Here is a 24499-nt window from a genome sequence, read left to right as displayed (position 1 = left end):
TTATTTACCTACAACCCATGTATCTTTGCATCCTCCACCTTGAGAAGAATTAACGACTAATGATCCTTTTTTTAATGCTACTCTCGTAAGCCCGCCTGGGCTAACCCATGAATCTTTTCCTCTTAAGATATATGGTCTTAAATCAACATGACATGGATATAGTTCTCCATCACATAACGAGGGCACAGTAGATAATTCTAATGTTGGTTGTGCTATGAAATTTCTAGGATTATTTTTAATTTTATTAGCGAATTCTTCTATCTCATTCGTTGTTGAGTGAGGGCCAATTAACATTCCATAACCACCAGCTTCTGCGACAGACTTAACAACAAGTTTTGATAAATTTTCTAGAACATATTCTCGATCCTTTTGATAATGACAAATGTAAGTTTCTACATTTTTAATAATAATTTCTTCATCAAGATAATATTTAATCATTTTTGGAACAAAAGAATAAATCATTTTGTCATCTGCTATTCCAGTCCCAGGTGCATTTGCTAAAGCAACATGACCTGCCTTAAAAACATCAAGTAATCCGCTAACACCAAGGCAGGAATCTTTTCTGAAATTAAGAGGATCTAAGAAATCATCATCAATTCGTCTGTAAATGACATCTACTCTTTTTAATCCAGAGGTAGTTTTTAAATATACATAATCATCATTACAAACTAAGTCATGACCCTGAACTAGTTGTATGCCCATTTCTTGAGCTAAATAACTATGTTCAAAATAAGCACTATTAAAAATTCCTGGAGTTAGTAGAACTATCTTGGGAGTGTCAGTCCAAACAGCTAGTTCTTGAAGAGTTTTTAAAAGATATGATGGATATTCATCAATTGGTTTAACTATTCTTCCTGAGAAAAGATTAGGGAAAATATTCTTCATGACTAATCTATTCTCTAAAAAATAAGCAACACCAGAAGGGCACCTTAAATTATCTTCTAAAACATGCCAATCTCCTTTTCTATCTCTTATTAAATCAAGTCCTGAAATTTGACACCATTTATTTAGTGGAGGTTTGAAACCTATCATCTGAGGTCTCCAACCTTCTGAACTCTCTATTAATTCTCTTGGAATTATTCCATCATTAATTATTTTTTGAGAATTATAAATATCATCTAGGAATAAATCAATTGCCTCAAGCCTTTGTTTTAACCCTTTTTCTAAAGTTACCCAATCATCTTTACTAATTATTCTTGGAAGTGGATCAAAAGGTAATATTCTCTCAGTACCTTTTAAACCAGTATCATTTAATCTAAAAGTTGCACCATGTCTTAGTAATAATTTTTTTGCGGCAGAATGATTCCTGTTTAATTCCTCAAGTCCCATATTATCTAAGGATGAAAGAAGTGGAATCAATATTTCTCTAGCAGAGTTAACATTATCCTTAAAGTATTCATCAAAACTATTTTTAGGCTGATAACTTGAAAACATATATTTCATCGTTTAGTAACTTTTACTTTAGCTTTATATCTTTATTCGTATTTATGGCTACCAAAAATAATATCTCTTAACTAGATCTATATCATTATTTTAATCATTGAAGTATATTTCTTAAAAATCTAAAAGGCATGAGTTCTAGTAATTGGCAATTTGTTTTTTTTAGATATTTCGCAAGCTTTCTTTTTATCCTCTCTCACAGTTTGCTGGTTCTTGATCATCTACCAGTAGGTGCGGCACTTCATGGACTTGGGGAAGTTTTTATTGCGCCTTGGGCTTTTAGGGAAAGAGCATGGGATCTTGTTGTTATTGCAGTTTTATTTTTCTTCTTCGATATCTGGGGACTTATAAACACTCCTTGGAATTAACTGATATTATTTATTTACTAATTCTGAGAATATGATATTAAAAATTAAGTCTTATTTTTATCAAATTTATAAAATAGTTTTTCTTTTATTACTTACGAATATTTCTAATTTGTATGCACATAATTTATTTAATGGTGGTTGCAAAGAACATTGCGGCCAAAAAGTTAAAGTAATAAGTAATAAAAACAAATTAAAAAATATTGATGATCAAATAAATATTGAGAGTAAAAATTCTTGTTTAAATAAATCACTTTGTAGAGGTTAACCTCTCGAGATTTTTGTAATTGTTTTATGAAAGTGTTTCTTTGATAATTATCATTAAATTACTATTTGCTTGATAATTTTTATTAGGAGGATTTATTTGATTTTTAATTAAAAAAATAAAAGTATATACTAACGGTAGAAGTAATGATGAAGCAGCAACTAAAGCAATTATCTGGTTCAACCTAATAAATGGTTTTTTTACAAGATCCTCTCCACACAAGCCACAAATCAAAGTACCATTTGAGGATTGTTTTTGAAATTGATATTTAGGATTGCAATATGGGCAATAATATTGAACCATTTTAAAAATTTATTGCTTTAATCATTATCTATAAAATTAGAAGAAAGTCATCCTATAACAAAAAAAAGAGGGCTTATTTAAGCCCTCTTTTATCTCTTACTTATATTTTTTACTGAAGTTAATAACGCACCTAAATCATTGATCCTTGTTGCTAACTTCTATTAAGCTAATGCTCACTAAAATTAACTAATTGTCTTTAACTGGGGCAAAAACTCTAGAATTAAGCTTGTTTCTCAAAGGGCACCTAAACGATGCAGAAGAAGGAAGCTTAGACATTAATAAAAAATAATTGGAGCAGTTAATTAAATTAGTTCGGTTTATTCCGAAATTTCAGGCAGGCTATCGATCATTTTGAAAGACCTCCTAGAACTCAACAATATAAAATTAGGAAAATATTTCTCTAAAGACAATCCGTTTTTATACGCATTGCTTTTTAATTAAAAATGTCCGAGAGTAGGAATCAATTGTGCTAATTTTTTTGAGATATTTTTAGTAAGTTTTGCTTATTTCTTTTGATATTTAATTCGTCTATCTTAATTTTAAGTAATTGAGGAAACCTTTTATGAATCATTCGAAAGAAGTTAGTAAAACTGATAAATCAAATCCCATAGACGAATATTTTCAATGTCTCTCATATTGCGATATTCACCCAAAAGGTATAGATAATGACTGTGAGGTCATTTGTATGGAAAGACATTTAAAAACTAACTATTGGTAATTAATAAATTTCTACTTTTTACTTAAATCCCTTTGAAAAAAGGTTAGTACGAACTTTAAATTTCCATACATTTACAACACCTTTTGCATTGACTGCTGCAAGTGCACAATCATCAGGTCTCCAAGATATTGCCCCTACTAAATCTCCTGCGAATGCAGCCCCAACGGGATCACCATTGCCGTCATTCTTGAGGAAACTTGCGACAACGGAACCATCCCTAGATCCTGAGGCTACAAGCATACCTTTATTGGAAAAGGCTAGGCTGGAAATAGGTTCTGTATGGTGACATAGCTCTCCTGGCATAGTGCCCTCTGGACCATTCCCTATAAAGCTCCATACTGTGATTCTTTCACTGCCACTTGTCGCTAATAATTTTCCGCTGTCATCAAATGAAAGGTGACTTGGTTTCCCAGGGTATCCAGTCATTTCAGCATCCATTCCTGTTGATCTTCTCCAAAAATGAACTGAATTGTCTTGACTCCCACAGGCGACAATATCTCCATCGGGGCTTAATTCCATAGAGACCAATGATCCTTGCCACTCGAGTTTTTGATTCGTTTTATTATTAACTATGTCAAAGAATGTCACTCTGCCGTAGCATGCAGTTGCCAACTCATTTTTATTTGACCATGTTATTGCACTTACTGTGCTTGGATGGTCTTCTGAGATCCATTTCTCTTCTCCAATTTCATTAAAAACATATACTTTTTTTGAGGAAGCTATAGCTAGAAATAAACCGTCATTAGACCACTTGAGGTGTTCTACCCAACCCTTGCCAAGATCAAGCGTTTTAATTACTTTACCTTCGTGGCAATTGCAAATTTGAACATTTCCATCCTGACCTGATGTTGCAAAAATTTCACCCTCTGGATGAATTGCCATCGCTAGTAGACCACCAGAGTGAGTATTTTCTTTTTCCCAAATAATTTTTCCAGTATCTCCTTCGAATGCAAAAATGCCACCTGCCACGTCGCCAACAATAAATTGTTTTCCTTTTAGAGCCCAGCCACATGCTATGGCATAATCGTTAACTTCAGCTGTCCATCCTTCATGGAACATGCCTCTTGGGCTAAATGGTTCTATATCAGGCATTTATCGAAACCATCTTGCATCTCTTTTTCATTCAGATTTCTACCGATAAAAACAAGTTGATTTCTACGAGGTTCATTACCCCATTCTTTGTCAGGTTGTGCAGTAAACAACATGTGTACTCCTTGGAAAACTATTCTCCTTGGGTTGCCTGAGTAACTAATGAAACCTTTAGTTCTGAATATATCTACCCCTTTTTCTGAGAGAAGTCTTCCCATCCAAGTATTTAGTTTTTCTGGGTCAACATCTCCAAAACGCTCTATAGCAATTGAGCCAACTTCATCATCATGTTCGTGCTCTGCTTGCCAGAACCTTTCAGTATTAAATGGGATCTCTTTATTTTCGTCGCTTTTAATGACTTTCATATTGAATTCTTCAGCAGTGTGCTGTGTAAACAAACCTATCTTTGTAGGTTTTTCTATGTTCAGGATGAAGGATTTATTTCCTTTATCCTCCAATTTGAGATTTATATGTTCTCCATATGAGATGGTATTTCCAGGATCTAATGTATTAGCTTTTTCTGCATAAAGTCTCACGGAGGATTCGGCACCATCTAAAAGTTCCTCTTCACTCTCCCCTTGGTTAGAAAGGGCTACCAAGGACATTTCTGGATCGGGTCCTTCTTCTAGCATTAATTCATATTTACCTGCATCAAGATCGTAAACACCTGTCCATTCAAAAGGATATTCTGGTTCAAGGAATGTTGGTCTGCGTTTAAGGATCTGATCAAGATCAAATGCACTTAGATTTAAGACTGTTTCAATTGGTACTTTGGCATTTTCGGCTCTAATAATTCGAGTCATTCGGTTCATGTCTCTTAATCTTGATTCAAGAGTATCTAGTGCATCATCAGAGACTAAATCAGTTTTATTAAGGACAAGAACATCTGCAAATGCAACTTGTTCTGAACTTTCATCACTCCTGCCTAGCTGCTGATCAATATGGGCAGCATCAACTAAAGTTACAATTCCATCAAGAGTAAATTCAGAACTAATCTCTTCATCCATGAAAAAAGTCTGAGCAACTGGCCCAGGATCTGCTAATCCTGTCGTTTCTACTAAAACATAGTCAAACTTATCTCTTCTCTTCATAAGGTTGCCAAGGACTCTTATTAAATCACCGCGAACAGTACAACAAATGCAACCGTTTGACATCTCAAAAACTTCTTCATCTGCATTTATTACGAGTCCTTGATCTATACCTACTTCACCGTATTCATTTTCGATAACGGCTATTCTTTTCCCGTGCTCTTCACTCAATATTCTATTAAGCAAAGTAGTCTTCCCTGAACCTAAAAATCCAGTGAGAATAGTAACGGGAACTTTATCTTTGATGCTCATTTACTGATTTCTACTAAATAAACAATAGTTTAATAATAGTAATAAAAAGAAATGAAAACCGTTTTTATTAGAAAAATTTAATCTGAAAGTTTGTACCATTCAGACTCAAGATTTGAGCCAGATTCTTTATCACAGCTTCCACCTAATGAATCAACAATTGTACAAGTGTTGTGAACGGCTACTGAAACCGTATTACCATTCATCATCAATCCATCAACGAATATTTGATTAGAAGCTAAAGGAACTGAACTTTGTCTACTTAAGTTCCTTAATAACTTAGATGCTGGAATTTGTTCAGGAAATATTGCCTGAACCTTCTCTTCATCTAACATTTTTAAAGTAGAACTTATGTTGTCTGGCCTTAAGCTTGAGGAGTCTCCAAGAAAGTCAAGTAAACTAATGGTTTCAAAACCAAATGCATCCCCGTAGTATTCCATTGCTTTGTGTTTAGAGACAATTACTCTGTTTTCCTCAGGAATAGAGCTTACTTGTTCGACGATCCAACTATCTAAGCCTTCTAAGAGAGAATCAGCTTTTTCGAATCTTTCATTAATTAGTTTTCTGTCACCTCTATTAAAAACTGAAATATCTTTCTTTAAACTTTTGCTTATAAGATCTCCCATTTTTATGATGTTATGTGGATCATGCCAAACATGAGGATCTAGTCCTCCATGGTCATGATGATGATGCCCCTCTCCTTCGTCTGGTACTTGTGCTATTGGTTCTACATCACTATTTGAAACGTCTTTAAAAAAGTGTTGAGTTGCTTCAAACTCAAAAGGCATGTGTTCAGTAAAAAATATATATTGACCATCTTCTTTGATATCCACGTTAAAAACAGTACTTTCTTTTCTTTGATCAAAGTTAAGAACAAAAGCTTTATTACTGGCTATCAAAGTACCATCATTTTTTCTGCTTATTGATTCTTTAGATCCTAATAGTTCTTTAGCTAAATCTTCAGACCCTTCTATGTCATTAGATTTGAGAATCACCATCTTCATTGCAGGATCTGCATATTCTCCATCGACTTTTTCAAATGACCATTTGTAAGAACCCTTAGAAAGTTGGAATTTGCCTGCCCATTCGAAAGCACCCTCAGCGTGATCATCATGTCCACCATGATCTGAGTGATCGTCGTGACCTCCATGATCAGAGTGGTCGTCTACCTTAGCTGAATGTTCAGCATGATCGTCATGTCCACCATGGTCTGAGTGATCATCATGACCTCCATGATCAGAATGATCATCTACGTCTATTGCACTAACACCTACAACAACAGTATTCTTTTTATTTTCCCAATTTCTCATACTTGGAGTCATTTCTTTACCAAGAGTAAATACTTTGTCTGCGCTATTTAGTAATTGAGCTTGCCTTGGATTGATCTTTAAGTCATGAACATCTTGTTTTCTATCTACTAAGCATGTAACTTCGTCAGATGGTAATGCAATTGATTTAACTAAATCACAAACTAGTGGTTCTACTGCTACGTATGATTTTCCTTTAGCCATAACATCCTGCCCAAAACCAGAAAATATAATCGTTCCAGCGATTACTGAATTTTTAATAATCGACTTACTCGAACCTGTTCTATTTGTTAAAAGTCTTTTAAAAATTGACATGAAAAATAATTAAACACTTAAAAATGATAATCATTTTCATAATGTCTGACAAGTAAAGGTATCAAATGTTATGAAAATAATACGCAATTTGTATTATTGGTAAGCTTGTAAAGTGACTTTTTTAAAAGATTAATTAATGGCTACTTTAGTTGCTGAAAATTTAACCTTTGCATACACAAAAAAAAGTAAGCCAGCTTTGAATAAGGTATCGGTTGAGATTAAACCTGGAACTCTAACAGCGTTAGTTGGCCCAAACGGCGCTGGTAAATCAACTCTTTTGAGAATATTGCAAGGACAAAATACTCCAGATAAAGGCGAAATAAAAATTGACGGTGAAAATTTGTATAGATCTAGAGCTCTTGTGGCACTTATGCCTCAAAGAAGTTCTATGAATTGGAAGTTCCCCATTACAGTTGAAAAATTGGTATCTCTTGGTCAGATAAAGTATTCAAAATCAAGAAGTAATAACCCCTTTCAAATCAAGACTCTTCTAGCATATCCAAATTCTTGGATTAATAAATGTTGTGAATTAGAGGCGACAATGCAAAGAGTAGGTATTGCAAATTTGGCTAATAGAAGACTCGATTCTCTTTCAGGAGGACAGCAGCAAAGAGCTCTATTAGCAAAAACTCTTATGTCCCCTGCAAAAATATTTCTTTTAGATGAACCTTGTGCAGCTTTGGACCCACCTGCAAAGGAAGATTTTCTAAAAATTGTTCGTCAACTTGCGGATGCGGGACTTTCTTTGCTCGTAAGTAGCCATGATTGGGGCGAGTCTTTAAATAACTATGATCAAGTAATCGTTCTTGATAAAAGTGTTTTGGCAGTTGGTAGTCCTGACCAAATAAAAGATAAATTAGAGGCTATAAACATTAGCTCTATAAACGAAAATAATTTCTGTGATTAGAAAATGTTCCTTTTTAATTCTGAGCTTGATAACAGTTTTGGCAAAGTCCGAAATACTCCAGGGTATGAAACAATAATTGGAATTTCTTTGGATTTGTTTTGGGTGTATGAATATCTTTTACCGGGCATCCTTCCATTTTTGATGTCTCACCACATTGAACACAGGTCAAATGATGAATATCTCTATCTACGGGAGTGTACAGAACCTCTCCTGTTGGGAGATGTCTAGAACGTATTAAGCCATGCTTTATCAGAACTTGAAGATTCCTGTAAACAGTCGTCAGTCCCATAGCCTTTCCGCTTTCTATCAATTGTCTATGCAACTCTTGACCAGACAATTCATCATCACATTTATTAAGTTCTTCAAGAAGTTGTTCTTGTCTTTTGGTAATGTCAGACTTAGTTACCATTGTTTCCGAAATCATTTTTTGTCTCGTATTTTTGATCATACCGAATCTTTCGAATAATGTCTTTTATTAATAACAACTGGTGGCTGGTTCCATTAATAATAACTATATTCTCTGGGATTTTATGCCCAGCTATGGGAACTGTATTAATCACTCATAAGAGATTATTACAAGTTAATTTAATCTCTCATTGTGTGTTGCCTGGACTTGCTCTCGCATTAGCGCTCGGAATACATCCCTCAATTGGTGGCGTTATAAGTGGTCTTCTGGGCTCAGTAATTGCGGAAAGTTTAACTAGTAGAAAAAGTGAAAATTATGAAGCAATAATGAACACAATTTTAGCCGGAATGCTTGGGTTTGGAGTCCTTATAATTCCTCTTCTCGGAATAAGGATTGATTTGGAGGCAGTATTATTTGGGGATTTATTGACAGCAAATTTTGGAGATTTACTTAGAACAATAATTGCTTTTTTAGTATTTATACTTTTAATGACTTTTGGATATGAAAAGGTTGTTTATGTGGGATTGGATCCAGAAGGTGCATCCGCGAGTGGTATAAACGTTTCTTTATTAAATCTTGCTTTAAGTTTTACAACGGCATTAGTAATTGTTAGTTCAATGTCAGCAGTGGGAGTAATTCTTGTTATTGCTCTTCTTTCTACCCCAACTCTGTTAGGGCTAAATAAGGCTCATAGTTTAAGAATTGCAATGATGAGGTCTTCATTTTTTGGATTATGCATCTCACTTCTGGGTTTTACTCTCTCTATAGTCTTTAATTTATCGCCTGGACCTGCAATTAGTGTTATTTGTGTCGCTTCTCTTTTAATTCCTAAACTTCGCAAATAATTAAATCTTAAATGTCCAATCAGAGTTTAATGCTTGAGCTTCTGGATTGTTTTTTAAAGCTACTTCCATAGCCTCTTTTTTATTATTAGCTATAACAACTTCATCAAATTCCTTTCCATTTTTTTTGAGACTTACTTTGAAACGCATAAAAATTTTTTAATTAATCAAAAGTTAACCGCTAAGCAACTAAATTTAAATACTTTTAAAAGTTAATTGATGAAATAGAAACTTTAGTTATTTTGAAGTTTTTCTACTACAGATTCTCTCTCAATTTTAGCTACATCCTGTAATCCATTAGCATCAAACCAAGGTGCGTTTTCCCAATTAAATCCTTCCCCAAACGTATTATCTGGAGCAGCTACGTACCAGTGACAGGATGAATCGGGAACATCTACAGCACACTTTGACCAGTCAGCTTCCCACTGTGGAACTTGTACCCACATTACAGATGCTAATAAAAAAGAAAAAATAAAATTCATAATTATCGGTTAGCAAAATTTTGAAAGATTTTTTTCACATTCTTTCTTTCTTTTCTCCCAGTAATTCTCAAGTATTTGATATTTATGCTTATTTTTAAATTGAATTAAATGAATATTATTCTGATTAAGAACTGAAGTATTTTTTATTTTCATGACTAAAGCTGTCTATGTAAAACATATTTAAGACACTTTATAGATTTTTTGAAGTGAATTTATACTTAATTTTTGTCTTACTTTTGTGTAGGTAAGTATTTTTCGGGATTATTTTCAATATAAATAAGCGAATATTTGACAACACCCACTATTACTGAAAAAAGAGCAATTGCCGAAATAATAAAAATGATTTTTTTGTAAATGCTTTTCATGAATTTTTTATGTTTTTGATTATTTTTTTCATCAACGGCCAATTTTTCTGAAAGATTTAAATAATTAGTAATTTATACTGTAGCCTTTTAAATTACCTACGGAGTAGATTAAAAATATCAGAAACTCCTCACACACTTTTTTCTGATAACTTTAAAAGTACTCAATCGAAATGATTGAGTACTTTTGTATTTTTTGCGATGTGACAGTTAAGATAGAGGTCTATTAGTTATTACATATTTTGAAATTAAGTGTGATATTAGATTTGTGTGTAGGAGGAATTGATTTATTTCAGTGGAAACAAGGAAACACTTGTTATAAATCAATTTTAAAAGATCTCTTTTTCAAGAGGTCTTTTTTTTTTGATTATTAGAAATACATGTTAAATACTGAATATTAAAACATATTTGCTATCTTCAAAAATAATGAGATACGTAATTACAAATTAGTAATTTAATTCGTTAGATTATGGATCGTTAATTACCCCTGTTAATGAAAATACTTTTTTTAGGAATTTTAATTTGCTCAAGCTTTTTATTCCCTTCTTCATCATTTGCCTCACATGTAGAATTAAAACCTTGTGTAGATATTGCCCATTGTGTACGAGAAGAATGGGAGGTTAACAATATTGAGAAACCTTTTGAAGAGATTAAAACATTTATCGAAAACACTCCAAGAACTGAGATTGTAGAAATTGATGGTGATTATCTCCATGCAGAGGCAACAAGTAAATGGATGAAGTATGTAGACGACTTAGAAGTATCCTTTCTTCCTGAATCAAACGTCTTATCAATAAGATCAGAATCAAGAGTCGGAGAAAGTGATTTGGGAGTGAATCAAAAAAGAGTTGATTTACTAAAATCGAAAATGTTTTAAGAATAAAAGATAAAAAAATAATTTATTATTATTGTTTTTTGTATAACTTTTCCATTTTTAAAAAAAATTAGCAGATAAAAAGTGATAATTATCATCATGCCTTAGTAATGGCAAATTTATTAGATTTTCTCTAAAAAGATGATCATAAATTTTATATATTTATTGTTATCTGGTTTTGTTTTTTTCTGGTTTTATATAAACATTAAAAAAAATGGACTTGAATGGATAATCAAAGGTCTTTTTCAAATTGGAATATTGGTGTTATTCATTGGAGGGTTTTTCAAAATATTTTTCACCTTACCCCCTAATTTATTTATAAAAATATTTTTTCTTATTATTTACGCATGGTGCACTGTTGGAATAAATGTAAATTTAATGATCCCTTTGATTAGTTTGATTGATCAAAAAATAGTGAAAAAATAAAAACTAAAATATGCCTTAATTCTTAGTAAAAATTAAATCTAATTCTTTAATCTGCAATATTATGATTTATAAGATTTATTTTTTCCCTTTTGAAAGTCTTTTTCTTGTATACCTAGTCTTTAATGCCAAGTCTGTCATTATATATATTCCAAATAAAAGAATGACTATTCCAATAAAGTATTTCATTAATATTTTTTTATGTAATTACTATGTTTAAGATTTTTCATAATGCCAACTAATCTTAATATCTATTTCTTGAGATAAATTTCTTGTAACTGGACATTCCTTAGAAGCTTTTTTCAAAAAATCAATAGTTTCATTAGAAGTGTTCTCTGGTATAAAAATATCTATTATTAGTTCTTTTATCTTCCTCTCGCTATTTTGTGTCATTAGTTTTTCAATATTTAAATGTATTCCTTTCAAATCAAATCCTTTCGATTTAGCTTTTATTGCCATAATTGTTAGCAGGCAAGTACCTAGAGATGTTGCTAATAAATCAGTTGGGGAAAAACTTTCACCTTTACCACAGTGATCTAAAGGTGCATCCGTTCTAATAAGACTCCCAGATTGTAGATGAATAGCCTCACAGTTTAAATTTCCTAAATAAGAACATTTCACTTTAGTCATTTTAAAAAAATTAAATTAGGAAAATATTATTAATAACAAAAAATTTATGGAACATAATAAGATTATTGATCAGAAATTTTTTATTTGCATATTAGTGGAGTATTAAGGAAATTCATCATTCAAGTTTTGAAATCAGTTTTTATATCCATATTCCTCTAAGCAATACTCAATTAATTCAATTGATTTATTAAGAGTTCTTTTATTTTTATTTTCTAGATCGAAGCATACGTTTAAAACACGTATAGATTCATTTAAGAATGATTCTTCTTTGTTTTTTAAATCTTTAACTTGATTTATATAAATAAATTTTTTAATCCCAATAAGGGAAAATATGATAATTAATATTGTAAAAATTGTTATTTTAAATTTATTCATACAATTTGTTATTACAAATATTTTAATTTATTTAATATCTAAAAACTTTACATAGCTTATAGAACTAAGTAATTACATATGTAGCTGCTGTTATTGCTATGGCAGTAATTGAAATGAAGATGTATGGAACAACCTTTAAAGGTATATAGAGATTATTTTTAGACATTACTAGAACCTTTATAAAAATTCTTACATTCTCTTTAAACTTTATAAGTCTTCAAATATACAAATTAATTTTCTTTGTATAAATTCAATTCTTTTAAAAGATTAAAAAATTTATATTCATTGAATTTTCATTAAATAAAGTATTTCTAAATCCTGCCTTGAGTCCGATATTTTTCTTTTTAAGAAGATTAATTCTTCTTGGCTCATTTTTGATTCTTTTATCATCAATTCTGCTTGTTCAATAGCATGTTCTATATTTCTAATTTTAATTTCTCTTATTGAGGGATCATCTTTACATGCTTTTTTAGTATTAGCATCTAACATATGAAATAAAAAATCACCTTGAATTTAATCTAAATTAAAACTTCATAATGCCACAAACGCAAATTTAATTAAAATAAATTATTATTTATGTAAGAACTTTAACCTTAGCTAACCCTCTCTTCAATTGATCGAGTGGGTTTTTTTTATGGTGTAATATACTCCTAGCATTTACTACTAATTTGGAAGATTCAAAACTTAATCCTGAGGAAAATAATTCAATCGAATCGTCCCCCAATTTGAATGAAGACAATAAAGATCTTAATGAGGGGAATAAAAAAGAAGAAAATGTTAAGGCATTTACAGAATTTCTAGAGAAAGCAAGTAACCAAGATTCTTCAGAAGAAAAAGTAAAACTTGATTCTGAGCAACAAAAACTAAAAATTGACAAATCACTTTTTAAAAGATTTCTTAATAATGGATTTGATGGCATTTCAACTAATCCAAACTATAAAATGTTGGCATTATTAATAATCCTTTTAATTAATTTGTCTCTATTTTTTGTAATTGGCAATATGGGTAAAGCGTTTTTAAGAAATGCAGGAATAATGGGTTAGAAATTATTTGTTTCTTTTTGGATATTCATCTTTACAATTTTGATTCTTCAAATGAAACTGTGATATTTTCTTGTCAAATTAATATTTAAATAAAACTTGGATAATAAAGAGCCAGAAAATCCTGTAGTTTATCTTTCTAATTTAGTCAAGAAATTAGATGTAAAAAACAGAAATGGTTTAGTAGCCTTAGCAATTGTAAACCTTTTAGTGATTCTTTTATTTAAATTTTATTTGAAAGGATCTGGATTGTTATCTTGAATTTACCTGCAGTTAGTATTATTCTGCATTTTCAAATTGCTTAGCTAATCTAAATGCCTTCTTAATTATTAGAAAGCCACCATATCCTCCTGCTAGTAAAGGTAATACTATTAATGGGTTAGGAGAATAATCTGAATAATTTTTCACACCCTCAACATATTTATAACCTGAACATTTAAGAAAGATAAAGCTAAAAAATGTGATACTCCAACCAATGATTGATAAAAAACCACCTTTTTTATCTCCTTCGTAGAATCTGTCTAGACCTAATCCCCATCCTCCTATTAAGAATATTCCTCTAACAACTGAATTTTTTTCTTGATTTCTGAGCATAATAAAAAAATGTTCACTATGAACATAACCTATTTGTATTCAAGATGCGAAATGTTTTTATTAATTAATCTTTAAAATAAAATTTCAATGGATTTAATCCATAAATTACTAAAAATATTAGTCAGTCTTTTAATTAATCATTAGAGATTGTATTTGAATTCAACAAGGAAATTGAAGGCCTTATATAAATAAAAATAGACCCATACATATCCTGCATAATTCTCATTTCTTCGTCTAAATATACAATTGAAACCTGACAATTTGGCGATTCTTTATTCCAAGGTAACTTATTCCATACCTCTTTAACTGGATACCATCTATCCATAAGTAATTCACTAAATAATGGAATCTTATTAAGTCCATCAACTTTGGAAACTTTTGTCTTTTGTAAGTTCATATCAAGCAAATTGTTTCTTAAAACTAAATCACTTGCTAGAGTTATTACTCTTCCACCAAAAGTAGGCAATAGTTTGAACCAACCTAAGATAGGAATTGTTGTTAGCCCAAATATTGTAGTGTCAAAACTAGATATAAATTCTTTTTTGTCAAAATCAATCTTTTGAGCAATTCTCCCAATAGTTGATATGCCAAAGGACCCTACTTGCAATTGATGTAATTTAAAAAAAAGATTACTTTTAAATTCATTATTTAATGCCTTTTCAATAGCAAGGAAGAAAGGAGAACTTCGAAATAATTCAACATTAGAAAAAATCAATTCCCACTCTCCAGACAATAATTTTTCTGATATTTCAAAACTAAAGTCTTTAAGAGCATCAATCAATTCATCCATTTCATTAGCTTTTTCCTCATACATAGGAGAAATTAATTTATTTAATCTTTGCCCTCTATCTGTAACAGCAGCTATTTTATATATATTTGACTTTATCTCTTCAATTTCTTTCATAACTCCAATACAAGAAATACTAATTAATCTTAGGAATTTAATTTGAAGTTGATGGCAATTTTAATAATGCTGGTAATAAAATCAATTAATATTCTCCCCACCTTTTACCAATGTCAAAACCCCATTCAGTGGTTAATCTAATTACTTCATCATGATTCTTGCATTTTGAAAGGGATAACTTTTTACTAGGATTATTTTTTATTAGCTCAGCAATTTGATTAAGTTGCTCTATTTTTTTTAGAAAATTACTTAGATCTTTATCTGACATTTATCTAGGAAGTAAATTTTTGATCATAAGTAAATATGTAATAAAGAACCCAGGCAACACCAATAATAAGTATTGCAATCATTATATTTACTGACCAAACTACTTCAATCATGTATTTTTTTTTATATATTTTTAATATATCCAAAATTTAAACTAAATTAACCGTTAATAATTTAAATCTAGAACAATACACTACTACCACTAACTATATAAAATAGTCTTAAATAGTTTTAAAAATTATGGGAGAAGCTAAGAGAAGGGAAGAGTTAGGCTTACCACCTAGAGAAAAGAAAAAGGAAAAACAAACATCGAAAAATAAACTAAACAAAATTTTAAATAAATATCCTTATTTACCTTTCATTTTAGGTTTTTCATTACTAGCAATATTAATTATCGATTTAGTTAACTACTACAAATAGATATATAAAAAGGGGATACTTTTAGCAGAAGAGAAGATTATCTTCGCAATTGGGAAATTATTTTTCCATAATAAAAATAAAACTCATGAAACCGATTAACACATCATGCGCCTTAATTTTAGGGGCACTAACTTTGTTTTCAATATCTAATGCAAATGCAGGTGGTTGCAGTTCTCATACTGAGAATAAGGCAGAAATTGAATGCTTGTCTGATGATAAAAAATGTATAGAAGCGAAAGAAAAAGAATCACTATACAAAGTTGAGGCCTAAATGTTTGATAATCTTGGAACTGCTCTAGTACAGGCATTAGGCTTCTTTGCTGTTTTTGGTTTTTTTGTATATCAAACTTTATTCGCAGATAGAAAACCTAAGAATTCAAAATCAAATCCTAAAAAAACAAAGATTTCCGACACAAAAGAATCAATTAAAAAAGAACCAAAAAAAGGCTTATTTAATAGAAAATCTAAACCTGTTGAAGAGAATTTACCAGTCCAAAAAAAGGGATTATTTGGGAGAAAAAAAGAAGTTATTAAAGAAGAGATTAAACCAAAGAAAAAAGGTTGGTTTAAATAGGTAAAGGTACTTAAACTCTATTTTGATATCTTTTATACAAAAAATATTTTTAGTAACTTTATAATTTATTGAATAGATCATCCAAAATGAATCATAGAGAAATCACAAAAAAATATAGCGAGTTACTTAATAAGGCTGAGTTTGCTAATGGCCGTAAGGAAGTTGTAGGTCTTTTAAAAAAAGCTGCCAAATTGAAATCTCAGATTGAAATCAATTATTAGATCTTAAAATTAGTTTAATTCTAAATGTAAAAAAATTTTTTAAATAAGTTTTTACATGAGATAATCTGCTTAGATTATTTTTCTTATGAATAAAAAAGGTTATACAACCGAAAGCGGTGGTAGACAAAATGGTTTTGCAATTGAACCAGAAATTAACCCTATATCAGAAGGCGAATCAAAGAAATCCATATTTTTATTTATTGGAATATTATTACCTTTTCTAATAGGCGGTTTTTATTATTTAAGGACTTTGAATATATTCTGATATTTTATAAGCCATTTTTAGCAATATATTCTTCTGAGCTAACTATGTCTTGCATTAAGCTCTCTGATGAAGGATTAAATCCATTTTGCTCTAAAAAAGATTTAACCTTTTCAAATTTTTGCTGAATTTTTTTTGTATATGGAGTTGTCATCAAATAATCGTCCTTTTCTGTTGAATAGTTCATTTGATTAACGGATTACTTTTACAATTAAATTTTGCAAAATATGCTATCGCTAGTGAAGTTATAAATATTACATAAATAATTTAATAGTAATAAATACTTATAAGTTGTTTGAGTGAGATCGCTAATGGTTGATTTTTTAAAGAGTACTTATAGTAACTAGTTCCATTAAATCTCTGGACTGCAAATATTTTTGAAATACTTCAGAATAAAATGCTTTTTTAGCAGCAAATTTTGATTCGAATTCTATTACTAATCCAAGCTGCCCTCCGTCCCATTCATTTGAGGTTGATTCTTGTATCAAATCTCTTTTTACTATTACTCCTCCCACAGATTTAATCCAAGGTAATACTGTCCTTATATATTCCAGAAATAAATCAGCATTTGGAATTGAAATTTTCTTTAGCCAATAGCTCTTTGTCATCAAATCAACATATTCTGGGTAGAATATAGCACAAAGAGGTAAGTATTTATCCTTAATTATATATTCAGCGTTTATAAGATGTATTCCGAAGATGATTTATTAAATTTACTTCTTAAATCTCCAAATTCAGAGAGTATAAGTACTATTGCCAAACAACTTGAAATTGGTCATAATTTTTCCTTCAGCAAAAATAGAAATGATTTAAAGGGCGTCTGGGAGCTTCGGTGGAGTAGTTCTAATAGTTCTTTTTTAAAATATTCGCCTTTTATTGATAACCTTCAAATTCTTGATCCTTTTAATTTGAATGGTCTTAATCTACTTAAACCGAGAGGAATAAGATCAATTATTGGTACTGGTATTTTAATAAGTCTTTATTATATAAATGAAAAAAGAATTGGGGTAAAATTTACACATGCTGGTGTTATAGGGCCTAAGTTTGGAAGAAAAAATATAAAAGCTATGAAAGAAATAAATAATGAACAATTAGGGTGGTTAGAGATAACTTATTTAAGTAATAATCTTAGAATTTGCAGAGGTGATAAAGGAACTTTATTTGTTTTAAGAAAAATAAATTCTCCGACTTTATTCAATAATTTTAAAGAATTTATTAAAATCTATTAAATATATAAATTAATTCTTTATCCAAATAGACTTTAATACGAAATAAATTGGAAAATATTTAAAAGATTCTTTAGGTATTTCATAACTTAAGAATTTCAGTGCTTCTTCTAACCAGTAACCAATATCAAATCCTAAAAGAATTTTTTCTACAACAAACCAAAATTCTTTATCAAATATAATTCTGAAGTTTAAGTAAATATATTCCCAATGAAAGGTATTCCAATATTGGGTTAAAAATGAGGATAAAATAAGCCAAAGTGATATAAATAGAAAACTTTTAAGAAACTTATAAAAATTTTTCATATACCGTCAACTTTCTTATTGAATTTCAATATGCCTCATTATTATTTGGATCAAATTTTATTTCCATGAAATATATCCAAAAAGATATAAAAATATTGAGAAAATAGTAAATTTTTGTGGTATTAATTATCTATTCTTCTTTTTTTAGATTCTGAGCCTTTAAATTTTTATCCTTAAGAAAAAATCCTAAAAACAGAAAAGCAAAATATATTAGTAAACTTATGACAAAAATTAAAACTACCTTTGAAATATCCATAAATGATTTTTTTAATATAAATTAAACCATTTTTTGCAAAGTTTAATCTATGGTAATGATTTTTCATTTATCACGATAACGAGCTTCAATTATTAAGCTAATAATATTATTTAAATTATATGCAAGTAGCTTTTGCCTGGAGCCTTTGTCTATCAGTAGGAATTGTTTTATTGTCAATTATTCCATTAACTATAGGGAGACTTAAAGCAGGTTATTCTGTTGAAAATATGTCTGCTCCAAGGGCTTTATTCGATGAATTACCTTCATTTGGAAAAAGAGCAGTTTGGTGTCATCAAAATTGTTGGGAAAGTATTTCACTACATGCACCCGCATGTCTTCTTTGTTTGATTACTTTGACTGACTCTAATATTGCAATAATTGCAGCATTGATTCATCCTATTTTTCGTTTTTTTTATATTGGTGCATATGTATTTAATATCCCAACAGCTAGAGGTTTAATGTGGGCCTCAGGAGTTTTTACAACACTTTTACTTTACAAAGAGGGATTAACACAATTGATATAAATTATTTAAACAATAAACTTTTCTAAATCTTTTAATTGATATTCATTGATTAGTTCCACTTTATTTGATTTTGCTAGTTGATGAGCAGACTTTGTAAAGCCTGATTTTGAGACTATTATTGCATGTGTACCTTTCCAAAATAATTTACCAGCTGAAATTTCCTGAACTGCTTTATTTCCAATAGCTTTTTCATGATCTTTGCATTGAATACATATTCTCAAATCATTTATCGAAGCAATTAAGTCAACCCCTTGATCTCCTGTATTAGGGGTTTCTTTTACTTCCCAGCCATTTTGTTTGAGAATTTCCATACAATGATTTTCAAATCTAATACCTTTTTTGTAGTTTTCCTTGTTTTTACTTGAGTAGTTTTTTTCTATTAGGTTTAAGCATGATTTCTCTATTTGACTTGCTATGAACACAAACCAATCTTCAGTCTCGAGCTTTCTAATAGATCCAATTATCTCATCATCAATATTAGGATTTTCATTACAATATGATCTCCACTTTTCGAAAAATAATTCCATACTTCCAAATTTTTTTAAAATTACCTTTTCCCAAAAGTATGGAATTCCCTCTTTAAATCGCTTAGAGCCATTTAATATATTTTTCTCTATAGCTTTTTCATCAAGGGGTGGATTGCCAATCCATTTTTTATAATCCTCGTTACCGTAAGCATCTATTTCTCTTAATCTAATCCTTTCCTCTAACAAATTGTATTTGTTTTCTTCTATTAAATTATTAATTGTTTGAATAAATAAATTGGAATTTAAAGCATTATTTAATTTGATCTTTTTCTTTTTAATTTGATAATTCCTTATGATTATAAAAATTAGAAAAATGATAAAAATAATTAAAATAATAATTTTCATTAATGATTTTTATTTTTGATCTAGAAAGTTTTTGTTTTTCTAATAACAAAATTATTTTTTGTTATTACTGATGATTCATTTACTTCAAACCCATTAATTGCTGAAATCTCTCCTTTTATGCCTTCTAATGTTAATTGTTCGATAATGCCTTTTATTACTTCATCCTCGACCAATTTCCTATCAATCCTTTCAGGTGTAATATCTGTAAGCCATTTTGAGGTCTTTTTTTTTACAACCTCTGTAGGGTTAGTTATTTTTAGGTAAATAGCCATTTTTTAAATCATTCAGTTGAATTATAAGCATTAAATCTTCTTAACTTTTCTTATTGTCATTACTTTCCCACTCAAGAAATTGAAAAACAAAAATTGCAAAGATAGAGAAAAATACTATAAACAAGCCTAACCATCCTATGAATTTATGCTCTGTAAAAAGATTTGTAAGCATTGATTTTTCTTGATATCTTGATTCCATTTCATATTGGTAAGAGTCAATAACTTGAAATATATTCATAATAAATAATTTAATAAATCTTTCAATTAACGGATAATAATTTCAACCGTTTAATTTAATAAATGCTTCCGATAGGAAATCTGGCCTTTTTCTTATTATAGAAAAATTTCTTTTATTTATTAAGACTAAATTGACTTCAGCAATCGTTAAGATTTCTTTTCTCTTATTAAGAAATTTTGAAATTACATTAATCCGTGGACTTTTTTCAATATTGAATTTGCTTTCTATTGTTATTTTTTCACCAAGTAATAAAGGGGATTTATATTTTATTGAAGTATTGATTAAAGGCAAATCAAAGCCTTTTTTAGTTAGTTCAAAATAACTTGTACCTACTTCTAAGAGTGCATTTATTCGGCTTTCTTCAAGCCAATTAAAATAGGTACCGTGCCACATTACTCCTGCATGGTCGGCATGTTGAGGTAAAACAATTTTTTCTATTTTCCAAATTGGTTTTGAGTTCATTTTTTTATATAAAAATTACTTTTATTCATTGAAAAAAATTATTTTGATATTGTAGATTAATATTGTTTATTAATATAAGAATCACTAAAACTATATTTATAAATTTATGTTTAATCGTAATAATAGAAGTAGAAAAATGAAGAAGATTTTTCAATGGGAAGAATATTTAAATTGGAAAAATATGTCAAAAGAACAGAAATTAAATTTCAAGAGGGCATGCTTGTTCCCCTTTCTCGTATATATAGTTTATGTTTTTCTTAATCAGTATTCCTTGGCAATTCTATTATTATTAGGTCTTTATTTTTTAATTAGATTTAAAAATAGAAATAAGTTGGGAAGATGAATAATTTTTACTTTGATTTATTTAGATTTGTTTTAAAATTATATATTTTTTCTAAATAACTTTATTGGCATATGACAATAGTATTAGATAAAATTTTTTTATGAAAAGAATTATTTTGTTTTTATTTGTTTTAGTTTTTTCAATATTTTCTAATATGGATAATTTATTAGCAAAAGAAATTGGAAATAACATTAAAGATAATATTTCTAATGAAATTGAAGATATTAAGCCTGATAAAAATAAAAAAAATAATATTTCTAATTCTTCAGTAGAAGATATATTTGGGGATGAACAAACTTTTCCATTTGTTGCAGGTTTAGGGAAAAATGCAGCCCATTGATTTCAAAGTTTCTAATAATTTAGAAAAAGATTTTTTTTCATACTAATGAAAGGTCTTAGGGTCCTAGAGCTTTCTGAAGCAATTAATATTGATATCTCAGATTTATTAGCTGTTTGTGCGATTCTAAAAATAAAAGCCACATCTAGATTAAGCATGCTTTCATTTGAAGAATGTAAGAAGATAACTGATTATTATGAAAATAAAAATTAGATTTTTTTGTATAAATTACTTTATTATTTAATCTCTTTGATCATTGATACTAAGGTTGAATGAATTTCTTCTTCAGATATTTCATTTTTAAAGTTGATAATTGCTGACTGGCCATCGTAATTGATTTTTATATAACTATTATTAATTTCTTCCATATATGCATTATCAAAGTTTGATATCTTTCCATAATGAATAAGATATTTGTGAACTGAATCTATGTGATCATTGTTCATATGATCACAAACTCTTTTACTTGTCTCTTTACTAATTATTTTCATTTAAAGAATAGATTGGTTTTACACTAATATATTTTTTTCATTTTCCAAAGTTTTAATCATTTTATTTATTAAATTTTTAACTTCATTTTTATCAACAGCTCTAACCAAGTTATTTCTCAAATTTGATGCTCCTTTAAAGTCTTTACATGTCCATGAGATATGTTTTCTGGCAATAAGCAAGCCGTGATCTCCTTTTTCTTTTATTAATTCATCAAGATGCTCAATAATTAAATATAGTTTTTCTTCAGTGTTTGGTTCTTTAAAGTTTTTATTTTCTCTAATGGCATAATCTATTTCTCCTATTTTCCATGGTGATCCTAAAATCCCTCGTCCAATCATTACACCATCAGCATTTGTTTTTTTTAAACAATTAAGAGCGTCATCTGGATTTTTGATATCTCCGTTAGCAATTACTGGAATTTCTAATAACCTCTTAAGTCTCCCGATCATTTCCCAATCTGACTTGCCTGAAAAACCTTGCTTTCTAGTTCTTCCATGAAGTGTGATCATTGTTGCTCCCGCATCCTGAAGCTTTAATAAGAAATCCTCTATATTTTCTTCTTTACTATCCCATCCGAGTCGAGTTTTTACAGTGACTGGAATTTTGACAGCTTTTACGACATTTTTGACTAATTCTATAGCAAGTTTGCGGTCTTTAATTAAAGCACTGCCTCCACCTTTCTTTGCAATTTTTTTTACTGGACATCCCATATTTATATCAATTAAGAAAGCTCCAGAGTCCTCAGCTTGTTTCGCGGCTTCAGAAACGGCATATGGCCTATTATCAAATATTTGTACTCCAATTGGACCTTCTTCTAAATCTATTTGATTGATTTTTTGTGTTCCAAATCCCTTTTTAAGACTTGTGGCATTTATCATTTCTGTAAAAAGTAAAGAGTTTGGCGCCCATTTACGTACAAGTCGCCTAAAAATGTTATCTGTAACTCCTGCTAATGGAGATAGCATGACTTTACTCGTAATTATCCTATTAACTCCCCTTCCTTTTAGTTTTATATTTGAAGACATATAATTTTAAATCTATTTAATCTTTTTTTTATTATAAATTCAAATATGGAGCTGATTTTATGTTTTCTATTTATTTCTTAATTAATAATAAGTGCTTTTACTTAAATTGGCCTAATTGATTACTTTTTTTGTTAGTTTATATTGAGTTTAAATTTAAAAAGGAAATTCTTTCTTGTTTATATTAGTATCTATTTTTCTTTCAATAATTATTTTTATTGCACCAATAAATGTAAAAGCTATACAAGGTAATTTAGATTTATCGAGTGCTCAAACTTCAGTAGGCAAAAGATTTGCTAAAGTTTTTTGTGATGCTAAGAGAGAAGGATTAGATTCTGATTTTGCTAGTGAATATGCTTTGAATAATACATATTTAAAATTTGTAGCATTTCCAGACGATGACGAATATTTGGATAATTTATGGAATTTCACCCATAATAATATATTAGATAATTGTGGTGAATTTGTAGATTTAAATGATCTAAAAGACCTAGAGATGTTTTTTAAAGAAGAAGGTTTAATTGCATCAAATAGGGAACTCTATTTACCAACTTTTGAGAATAATTAGATTAAATTTTTAGCATGTACTAAAATATAAATAGAATTCATTACTTTATGAAACTATTAGGTTTAAATTCACCTGAAATATTCATAATTTTAGTCATTTTGCTTTCAATTTTAGGTCCTAAAAGAATTGAAAAAGGTTTCTCATTATTCAAAAAACTATTAAAATTCCTCTTTAGTAAAGATCAAGATCAAAGGTTAGCTAATTCAAAGGTAAAATCAGAGGCACCAGAAAAAATTGAAGTTAAAGAAGAAATAGTAGAGTCAGAAGTAAAGGCAGAGGCACCAGAAAAAATTGAAGTTAAAGAAGAAATAGTAGAGTCAGAAGTAAAGGCAGAGGCACCAGAAAAAATTGAAGTTAAAGAAGAAATAGTAGAGTCAGAAGTAAAGGCAGAGGCACCAGAAAAAATTGAAGTTAGAAGTTAAAGAAGAAATAGTAGAGTCAGAAGTAAAGGCAGAGGCACCAGAAAAAATTGAAGTTAGAGAAGAAATAGTAGAATCAGAAGTAAAGGCAGGGGCACCAGAAGAAATTAAAGTTAAAGAAGAAATAGTAGAGTCAGAAGTAAAGGCAGAGGCACCAGAAAAAATTGAAGTTAGAGAAGAAATAGTAGAATCAGAAGTAAAGGCAGGGGCACCAGAAGAAATTGAAGTTAAAGAAGAAAAAATAGAGCCAGAGGTAAAATCAATTAAACCTAAAAAAAGAACTGTTAAAGAAGAAAAAATAGAGCCTGAGGTAAAATCAATTAAACCTAAAAAAAGAACTGTTAAAGATGAAATAATAGACGTAGAAGTTGATTCTGATAATAAATAAAATTTTAAATTAAATTTAATAATATTAGAAAGGTTTGAATCCTAAAAATAGG

Annotated in this window: 42 protein-coding genes; 19 read left to right on the top strand and 23 right to left on the bottom strand. The window is 29.5% G+C overall.

Annotated features, from left to right (window positions below):
* Complete coding sequence (locus HA145_RS05575; RefSeq protein WP_209128215.1) at nucleotides 1-1443, bottom strand: circularly permuted type 2 ATP-grasp protein; 1443 nt, start codon at nucleotides 1441-1443, stop codon at nucleotides 1-3.
* Between the two features lie 128 nt (nucleotides 1444-1571).
* On the opposite strand from HA145_RS05575, the gene HA145_RS05570 reads away from it, so the two are divergent.
* The gene (locus HA145_RS05570; protein WP_011818573.1) at nucleotides 1572-1808 is read left to right on the top strand and encodes a hypothetical protein; all 237 of its coding nucleotides are present in this window, start codon (nucleotides 1572-1574) and stop codon (nucleotides 1806-1808) included.
* Nucleotides 1809-1839: 31 nt separating this feature from the next.
* On the top strand, nucleotides 1840-2073 hold the full coding sequence (locus HA145_RS05565; RefSeq protein WP_209128214.1) for a hypothetical protein: 234 nt from the start codon (nucleotides 1840-1842) through the stop codon (nucleotides 2071-2073).
* 24 nt (nucleotides 2074-2097) lie between these two features.
* Here HA145_RS05565 and HA145_RS05560 read toward each other — a convergent pair whose 3' ends face one another.
* The gene (locus HA145_RS05560; RefSeq protein WP_209128213.1) at nucleotides 2098-2373 is read right to left on the bottom strand and encodes a DNA gyrase; all 276 of its coding nucleotides are present in this window, start codon (nucleotides 2371-2373) and stop codon (nucleotides 2098-2100) included.
* Between the two features lie 562 nt (nucleotides 2374-2935).
* Here HA145_RS05560 and HA145_RS05555 point away from each other — a divergent pair.
* A complete protein-coding gene (locus HA145_RS05555) occupies nucleotides 2936-3091 on the top strand; it encodes a hypothetical protein (protein ID WP_193741803.1) in 156 nt (51 codons plus the stop codon).
* 18 nt (nucleotides 3092-3109) lie between these two features.
* Here the strand turns inward: HA145_RS05555 and HA145_RS05550 are convergent, their stop codons facing one another.
* From HA145_RS05550 to HA145_RS05540, 3 genes are all read right to left on the bottom strand, one after another.
* Nucleotides 3110-4183 carry a WD40 repeat domain-containing protein gene (locus HA145_RS05550; protein ID WP_209128212.1) on the bottom strand — a complete coding sequence of 358 codons (1074 nt, stop codon included), beginning with the start codon at nucleotides 4181-4183 and terminating at the stop codon, nucleotides 3110-3112.
* Entirely contained in the window at nucleotides 4171-5520 is a 1350-nt protein-coding gene (locus HA145_RS05545; RefSeq protein ID WP_209128211.1) for a CobW family GTP-binding protein, read from the bottom strand. The genes HA145_RS05550 and HA145_RS05545 overlap by 13 nt, the downstream gene beginning before the upstream one ends.
* A 77-nt stretch (nucleotides 5521-5597) precedes the next feature.
* Nucleotides 5598-7139, bottom strand: a complete 1542-nt coding sequence (locus tag HA145_RS05540) for a metal ABC transporter solute-binding protein, Zn/Mn family (RefSeq protein ID WP_209128210.1) — start codon at nucleotides 7137-7139, stop codon at nucleotides 5598-5600.
* Nucleotides 7140-7275: 136 nt separating this feature from the next.
* Here HA145_RS05540 and HA145_RS05535 point away from each other — a divergent pair, with 136 nt between their 5' ends.
* Entirely contained in the window at nucleotides 7276-8046 is a 771-nt protein-coding gene (locus HA145_RS05535) for an ABC transporter ATP-binding protein (RefSeq protein ID WP_209128209.1), read from the top strand.
* A 13-nt stretch (nucleotides 8047-8059) separates the two neighbouring features.
* Here the strand turns inward: HA145_RS05535 and HA145_RS05530 are convergent, their stop codons facing one another.
* The gene (locus HA145_RS05530; protein ID WP_209128208.1) at nucleotides 8060-8494 is read right to left on the bottom strand and encodes a Fur family transcriptional regulator; all 435 of its coding nucleotides are present in this window, start codon (nucleotides 8492-8494) and stop codon (nucleotides 8060-8062) included.
* A 17-nt stretch (nucleotides 8495-8511) separates the two neighbouring features.
* Between HA145_RS05530 and HA145_RS05525 the strand changes: the two genes are divergently transcribed.
* On the top strand, nucleotides 8512-9297 hold the full coding sequence (locus tag HA145_RS05525; protein WP_209128207.1) for a metal ABC transporter permease: 786 nt from the start codon (nucleotides 8512-8514) through the stop codon (nucleotides 9295-9297).
* On the opposite strand, the gene HA145_RS05520 is transcribed toward HA145_RS05525, so the two are convergent.
* Complete coding sequence (locus HA145_RS05520; RefSeq protein WP_011863089.1) at nucleotides 9298-9444, bottom strand: hypothetical protein; 147 nt, start codon at nucleotides 9442-9444, stop codon at nucleotides 9298-9300.
* Between the two features lie 83 nt (nucleotides 9445-9527).
* The gene (locus HA145_RS05515; RefSeq protein ID WP_209128206.1) at nucleotides 9528-9776 is read right to left on the bottom strand and encodes a hypothetical protein; all 249 of its coding nucleotides are present in this window, start codon (nucleotides 9774-9776) and stop codon (nucleotides 9528-9530) included.
* A gap of 855 nt (nucleotides 9777-10631) precedes the next feature.
* Here HA145_RS05515 and HA145_RS05510 point away from each other — a divergent pair.
* Nucleotides 10632-11015 (top strand): DUF1499 domain-containing protein, encoded by a 384-nt coding sequence (locus HA145_RS05510; protein WP_209128205.1) that lies wholly within the window; start codon nucleotides 10632-10634, stop codon nucleotides 11013-11015.
* A gap of 636 nt (nucleotides 11016-11651) precedes the next feature.
* On the opposite strand, the gene HA145_RS05505 is transcribed toward HA145_RS05510, so the two are convergent.
* The 3 genes from HA145_RS05505 to HA145_RS05495 all read right to left on the bottom strand — a co-directional run bounded on the left by HA145_RS05505 (nucleotide 11652) and on the right by HA145_RS05495 (nucleotide 12929).
* On the bottom strand, nucleotides 11652-12065 hold the full coding sequence (locus HA145_RS05505) for an OsmC family protein (protein WP_209128204.1): 414 nt from the start codon (nucleotides 12063-12065) through the stop codon (nucleotides 11652-11654).
* 132 nt (nucleotides 12066-12197) lie between these two features.
* Complete coding sequence (locus HA145_RS05500) at nucleotides 12198-12440, bottom strand: hypothetical protein (protein ID WP_209128203.1); 243 nt, start codon at nucleotides 12438-12440, stop codon at nucleotides 12198-12200.
* A gap of 282 nt (nucleotides 12441-12722) precedes the next feature.
* Nucleotides 12723-12929 carry a hypothetical protein gene (locus HA145_RS05495; protein ID WP_025891758.1) on the bottom strand — a complete coding sequence of 69 codons (207 nt, stop codon included), beginning with the start codon at nucleotides 12927-12929 and terminating at the stop codon, nucleotides 12723-12725.
* 179 nt (nucleotides 12930-13108) lie between these two features.
* Here HA145_RS05495 and HA145_RS05490 point away from each other — a divergent pair, with 179 nt between their 5' ends.
* Nucleotides 13109-13483, top strand: a complete 375-nt coding sequence (locus HA145_RS05490) for a hypothetical protein (protein ID WP_209128202.1) — start codon at nucleotides 13109-13111, stop codon at nucleotides 13481-13483.
* Between the two features lie 96 nt (nucleotides 13484-13579).
* On the top strand, nucleotides 13580-13741 hold the full coding sequence (locus tag HA145_RS05485; protein WP_011818555.1) for a hypothetical protein: 162 nt from the start codon (nucleotides 13580-13582) through the stop codon (nucleotides 13739-13741).
* 18 nt (nucleotides 13742-13759) lie between these two features.
* On the opposite strand, the gene HA145_RS05480 is transcribed toward HA145_RS05485, so the two are convergent.
* The 3 genes from HA145_RS05480 to HA145_RS05470 form a co-directional block, all read right to left on the bottom strand.
* The gene (locus HA145_RS05480) at nucleotides 13760-14074 is read right to left on the bottom strand and encodes a hypothetical protein (RefSeq protein WP_209128201.1); all 315 of its coding nucleotides are present in this window, start codon (nucleotides 14072-14074) and stop codon (nucleotides 13760-13762) included.
* Nucleotides 14075-14207: 133 nt separating this feature from the next.
* Nucleotides 14208-14978, bottom strand: coding sequence for a PAP/fibrillin family protein (locus HA145_RS05475; RefSeq protein ID WP_209128200.1), 771 nt, complete (start codon nucleotides 14976-14978; stop codon nucleotides 14208-14210).
* Nucleotides 14979-15063: 85 nt separating this feature from the next.
* Nucleotides 15064-15246, bottom strand: a complete 183-nt coding sequence (locus HA145_RS05470; RefSeq protein ID WP_011863077.1) for a Nif11 family protein — start codon at nucleotides 15244-15246, stop codon at nucleotides 15064-15066.
* Between the two features lie 239 nt (nucleotides 15247-15485).
* On the opposite strand from HA145_RS05470, the gene HA145_RS05465 reads away from it, so the two are divergent.
* The 4 genes from HA145_RS05465 to HA145_RS05450 all read left to right on the top strand — a co-directional run bounded on the left by HA145_RS05465 (nucleotide 15486) and on the right by HA145_RS05450 (nucleotide 16725).
* Entirely contained in the window at nucleotides 15486-15665 is a 180-nt protein-coding gene (locus tag HA145_RS05465) for a hypothetical protein (protein WP_025891753.1), read from the top strand.
* 85 nt (nucleotides 15666-15750) lie between these two features.
* Nucleotides 15751-15936, top strand: coding sequence for a hypothetical protein (locus tag HA145_RS05460; protein WP_245151792.1), 186 nt, complete (start codon nucleotides 15751-15753; stop codon nucleotides 15934-15936).
* The gene (locus HA145_RS05455; protein ID WP_079342681.1) at nucleotides 15937-16239 is read left to right on the top strand and encodes a hypothetical protein; all 303 of its coding nucleotides are present in this window, start codon (nucleotides 15937-15939) and stop codon (nucleotides 16237-16239) included.
* A gap of 306 nt (nucleotides 16240-16545) precedes the next feature.
* The gene (locus HA145_RS05450; RefSeq protein ID WP_011818547.1) at nucleotides 16546-16725 is read left to right on the top strand and encodes a hypothetical protein; all 180 of its coding nucleotides are present in this window, start codon (nucleotides 16546-16548) and stop codon (nucleotides 16723-16725) included.
* A gap of 4 nt (nucleotides 16726-16729) precedes the next feature.
* On the opposite strand, the gene HA145_RS05445 is transcribed toward HA145_RS05450, so the two are convergent.
* Both HA145_RS05445 and HA145_RS05440 read right to left on the bottom strand, forming a co-directional pair.
* Nucleotides 16730-16909, bottom strand: a complete 180-nt coding sequence (locus HA145_RS05445; protein ID WP_011863071.1) for a hypothetical protein — start codon at nucleotides 16907-16909, stop codon at nucleotides 16730-16732.
* A gap of 136 nt (nucleotides 16910-17045) precedes the next feature.
* Nucleotides 17046-17330, bottom strand: coding sequence for a DUF1330 domain-containing protein (locus HA145_RS05440; RefSeq protein WP_011376579.1), 285 nt, complete (start codon nucleotides 17328-17330; stop codon nucleotides 17046-17048).
* Nucleotides 17331-17408: 78 nt separating this feature from the next.
* Here HA145_RS05440 and HA145_RS05435 point away from each other — a divergent pair, with 78 nt between their 5' ends.
* On the top strand, nucleotides 17409-17951 hold the full coding sequence (locus HA145_RS05435) for a PAP/fibrillin family protein (protein WP_209128198.1): 543 nt from the start codon (nucleotides 17409-17411) through the stop codon (nucleotides 17949-17951).
* A 9-nt stretch (nucleotides 17952-17960) separates the two neighbouring features.
* Here HA145_RS05435 and HA145_RS05430 read toward each other — a convergent pair whose 3' ends face one another.
* Nucleotides 17961-18254, bottom strand: a complete 294-nt coding sequence (locus tag HA145_RS05430; RefSeq protein ID WP_209128197.1) for a virion host shutoff protein — start codon at nucleotides 18252-18254, stop codon at nucleotides 17961-17963.
* A 375-nt stretch (nucleotides 18255-18629) separates the two neighbouring features.
* On the opposite strand from HA145_RS05430, the gene HA145_RS05425 reads away from it, so the two are divergent.
* Nucleotides 18630-19034 (top strand): MAPEG family protein, encoded by a 405-nt coding sequence (locus HA145_RS05425; RefSeq protein WP_209128196.1) that lies wholly within the window; start codon nucleotides 18630-18632, stop codon nucleotides 19032-19034.
* Nucleotides 19035-19039: 5 nt separating this feature from the next.
* Here HA145_RS05425 and HA145_RS05420 read toward each other — a convergent pair whose 3' ends face one another.
* The 4 genes from HA145_RS05420 to HA145_RS05405 are packed head-to-tail and all read right to left on the bottom strand — an operon-like array spanning nucleotide 19040 to nucleotide 20878.
* Nucleotides 19040-19906 (bottom strand): restriction endonuclease, encoded by an 867-nt coding sequence (locus HA145_RS05420; RefSeq protein WP_209128195.1) that lies wholly within the window; start codon nucleotides 19904-19906, stop codon nucleotides 19040-19042.
* A 20-nt stretch (nucleotides 19907-19926) separates the two neighbouring features.
* Nucleotides 19927-20178, bottom strand: a complete 252-nt coding sequence (locus HA145_RS05415) for a hypothetical protein (protein ID WP_011818540.1) — start codon at nucleotides 20176-20178, stop codon at nucleotides 19927-19929.
* A 40-nt stretch (nucleotides 20179-20218) separates the two neighbouring features.
* On the bottom strand, nucleotides 20219-20416 hold the full coding sequence (locus HA145_RS05410) for a hypothetical protein (RefSeq protein ID WP_209128194.1): 198 nt from the start codon (nucleotides 20414-20416) through the stop codon (nucleotides 20219-20221).
* A 42-nt stretch (nucleotides 20417-20458) separates the two neighbouring features.
* Nucleotides 20459-20878, bottom strand: a complete 420-nt coding sequence (locus tag HA145_RS05405; RefSeq protein ID WP_209128193.1) for an acyl-CoA thioesterase — start codon at nucleotides 20876-20878, stop codon at nucleotides 20459-20461.
* 443 nt (nucleotides 20879-21321) lie between these two features.
* Between HA145_RS05405 and HA145_RS05400 the strand changes: the two genes are divergently transcribed.
* Nucleotides 21322-21561, top strand: coding sequence for a hypothetical protein (locus HA145_RS05400; protein WP_209128192.1), 240 nt, complete (start codon nucleotides 21322-21324; stop codon nucleotides 21559-21561).
* A 45-nt stretch (nucleotides 21562-21606) separates the two neighbouring features.
* Nucleotides 21607-21771, top strand: coding sequence for a translation initiation factor IF-2 N-terminal domain-containing protein (locus HA145_RS05395; RefSeq protein WP_209128191.1), 165 nt, complete (start codon nucleotides 21607-21609; stop codon nucleotides 21769-21771).
* 23 nt (nucleotides 21772-21794) lie between these two features.
* On the opposite strand, the gene HA145_RS05390 is transcribed toward HA145_RS05395, so the two are convergent.
* Complete coding sequence (locus HA145_RS05390) at nucleotides 21795-22049, bottom strand: DUF2470 domain-containing protein (RefSeq protein ID WP_209128190.1); 255 nt, start codon at nucleotides 22047-22049, stop codon at nucleotides 21795-21797.
* Between the two features lie 18 nt (nucleotides 22050-22067).
* On the bottom strand, nucleotides 22068-23075 hold the full coding sequence (dusB, locus tag HA145_RS05385; protein WP_209128189.1) for a tRNA dihydrouridine synthase DusB: 1008 nt from the start codon (nucleotides 23073-23075) through the stop codon (nucleotides 22068-22070).
* A gap of 172 nt (nucleotides 23076-23247) precedes the next feature.
* Between dusB and HA145_RS05380 the strand changes: the two genes are divergently transcribed.
* Genes HA145_RS05380 through HA145_RS09555 form a run of 3 tightly spaced genes read left to right on the top strand, consistent with a single transcriptional unit; the run spans nucleotide 23248 to nucleotide 24447 of the window.
* On the top strand, nucleotides 23248-23640 hold the full coding sequence (locus HA145_RS05380) for a hypothetical protein (protein WP_209128188.1): 393 nt from the start codon (nucleotides 23248-23250) through the stop codon (nucleotides 23638-23640).
* A gap of 47 nt (nucleotides 23641-23687) precedes the next feature.
* A complete protein-coding gene (locus tag HA145_RS09560; protein ID WP_245151791.1) occupies nucleotides 23688-24062 on the top strand; it encodes a hypothetical protein in 375 nt (124 codons plus the stop codon).
* A complete protein-coding gene (locus HA145_RS09555) occupies nucleotides 24046-24447 on the top strand; it encodes a hypothetical protein (protein ID WP_245151790.1) in 402 nt (133 codons plus the stop codon). The genes HA145_RS09560 and HA145_RS09555 overlap by 17 nt, the downstream gene beginning before the upstream one ends.
* Nucleotides 24448-24499: the final 52 nt, after the last annotated feature.

Origin of the sequence: Prochlorococcus marinus XMU1411 (assembly GCF_017696075.1) — a bacterium.
GTDB lineage: Bacteria > Cyanobacteriota > Cyanobacteriia > PCC-6307 > Cyanobiaceae > Prochlorococcus_A > Prochlorococcus_A marinus_V.
This window is presented reverse-complemented; position numbering and strand designations above follow the sequence as displayed.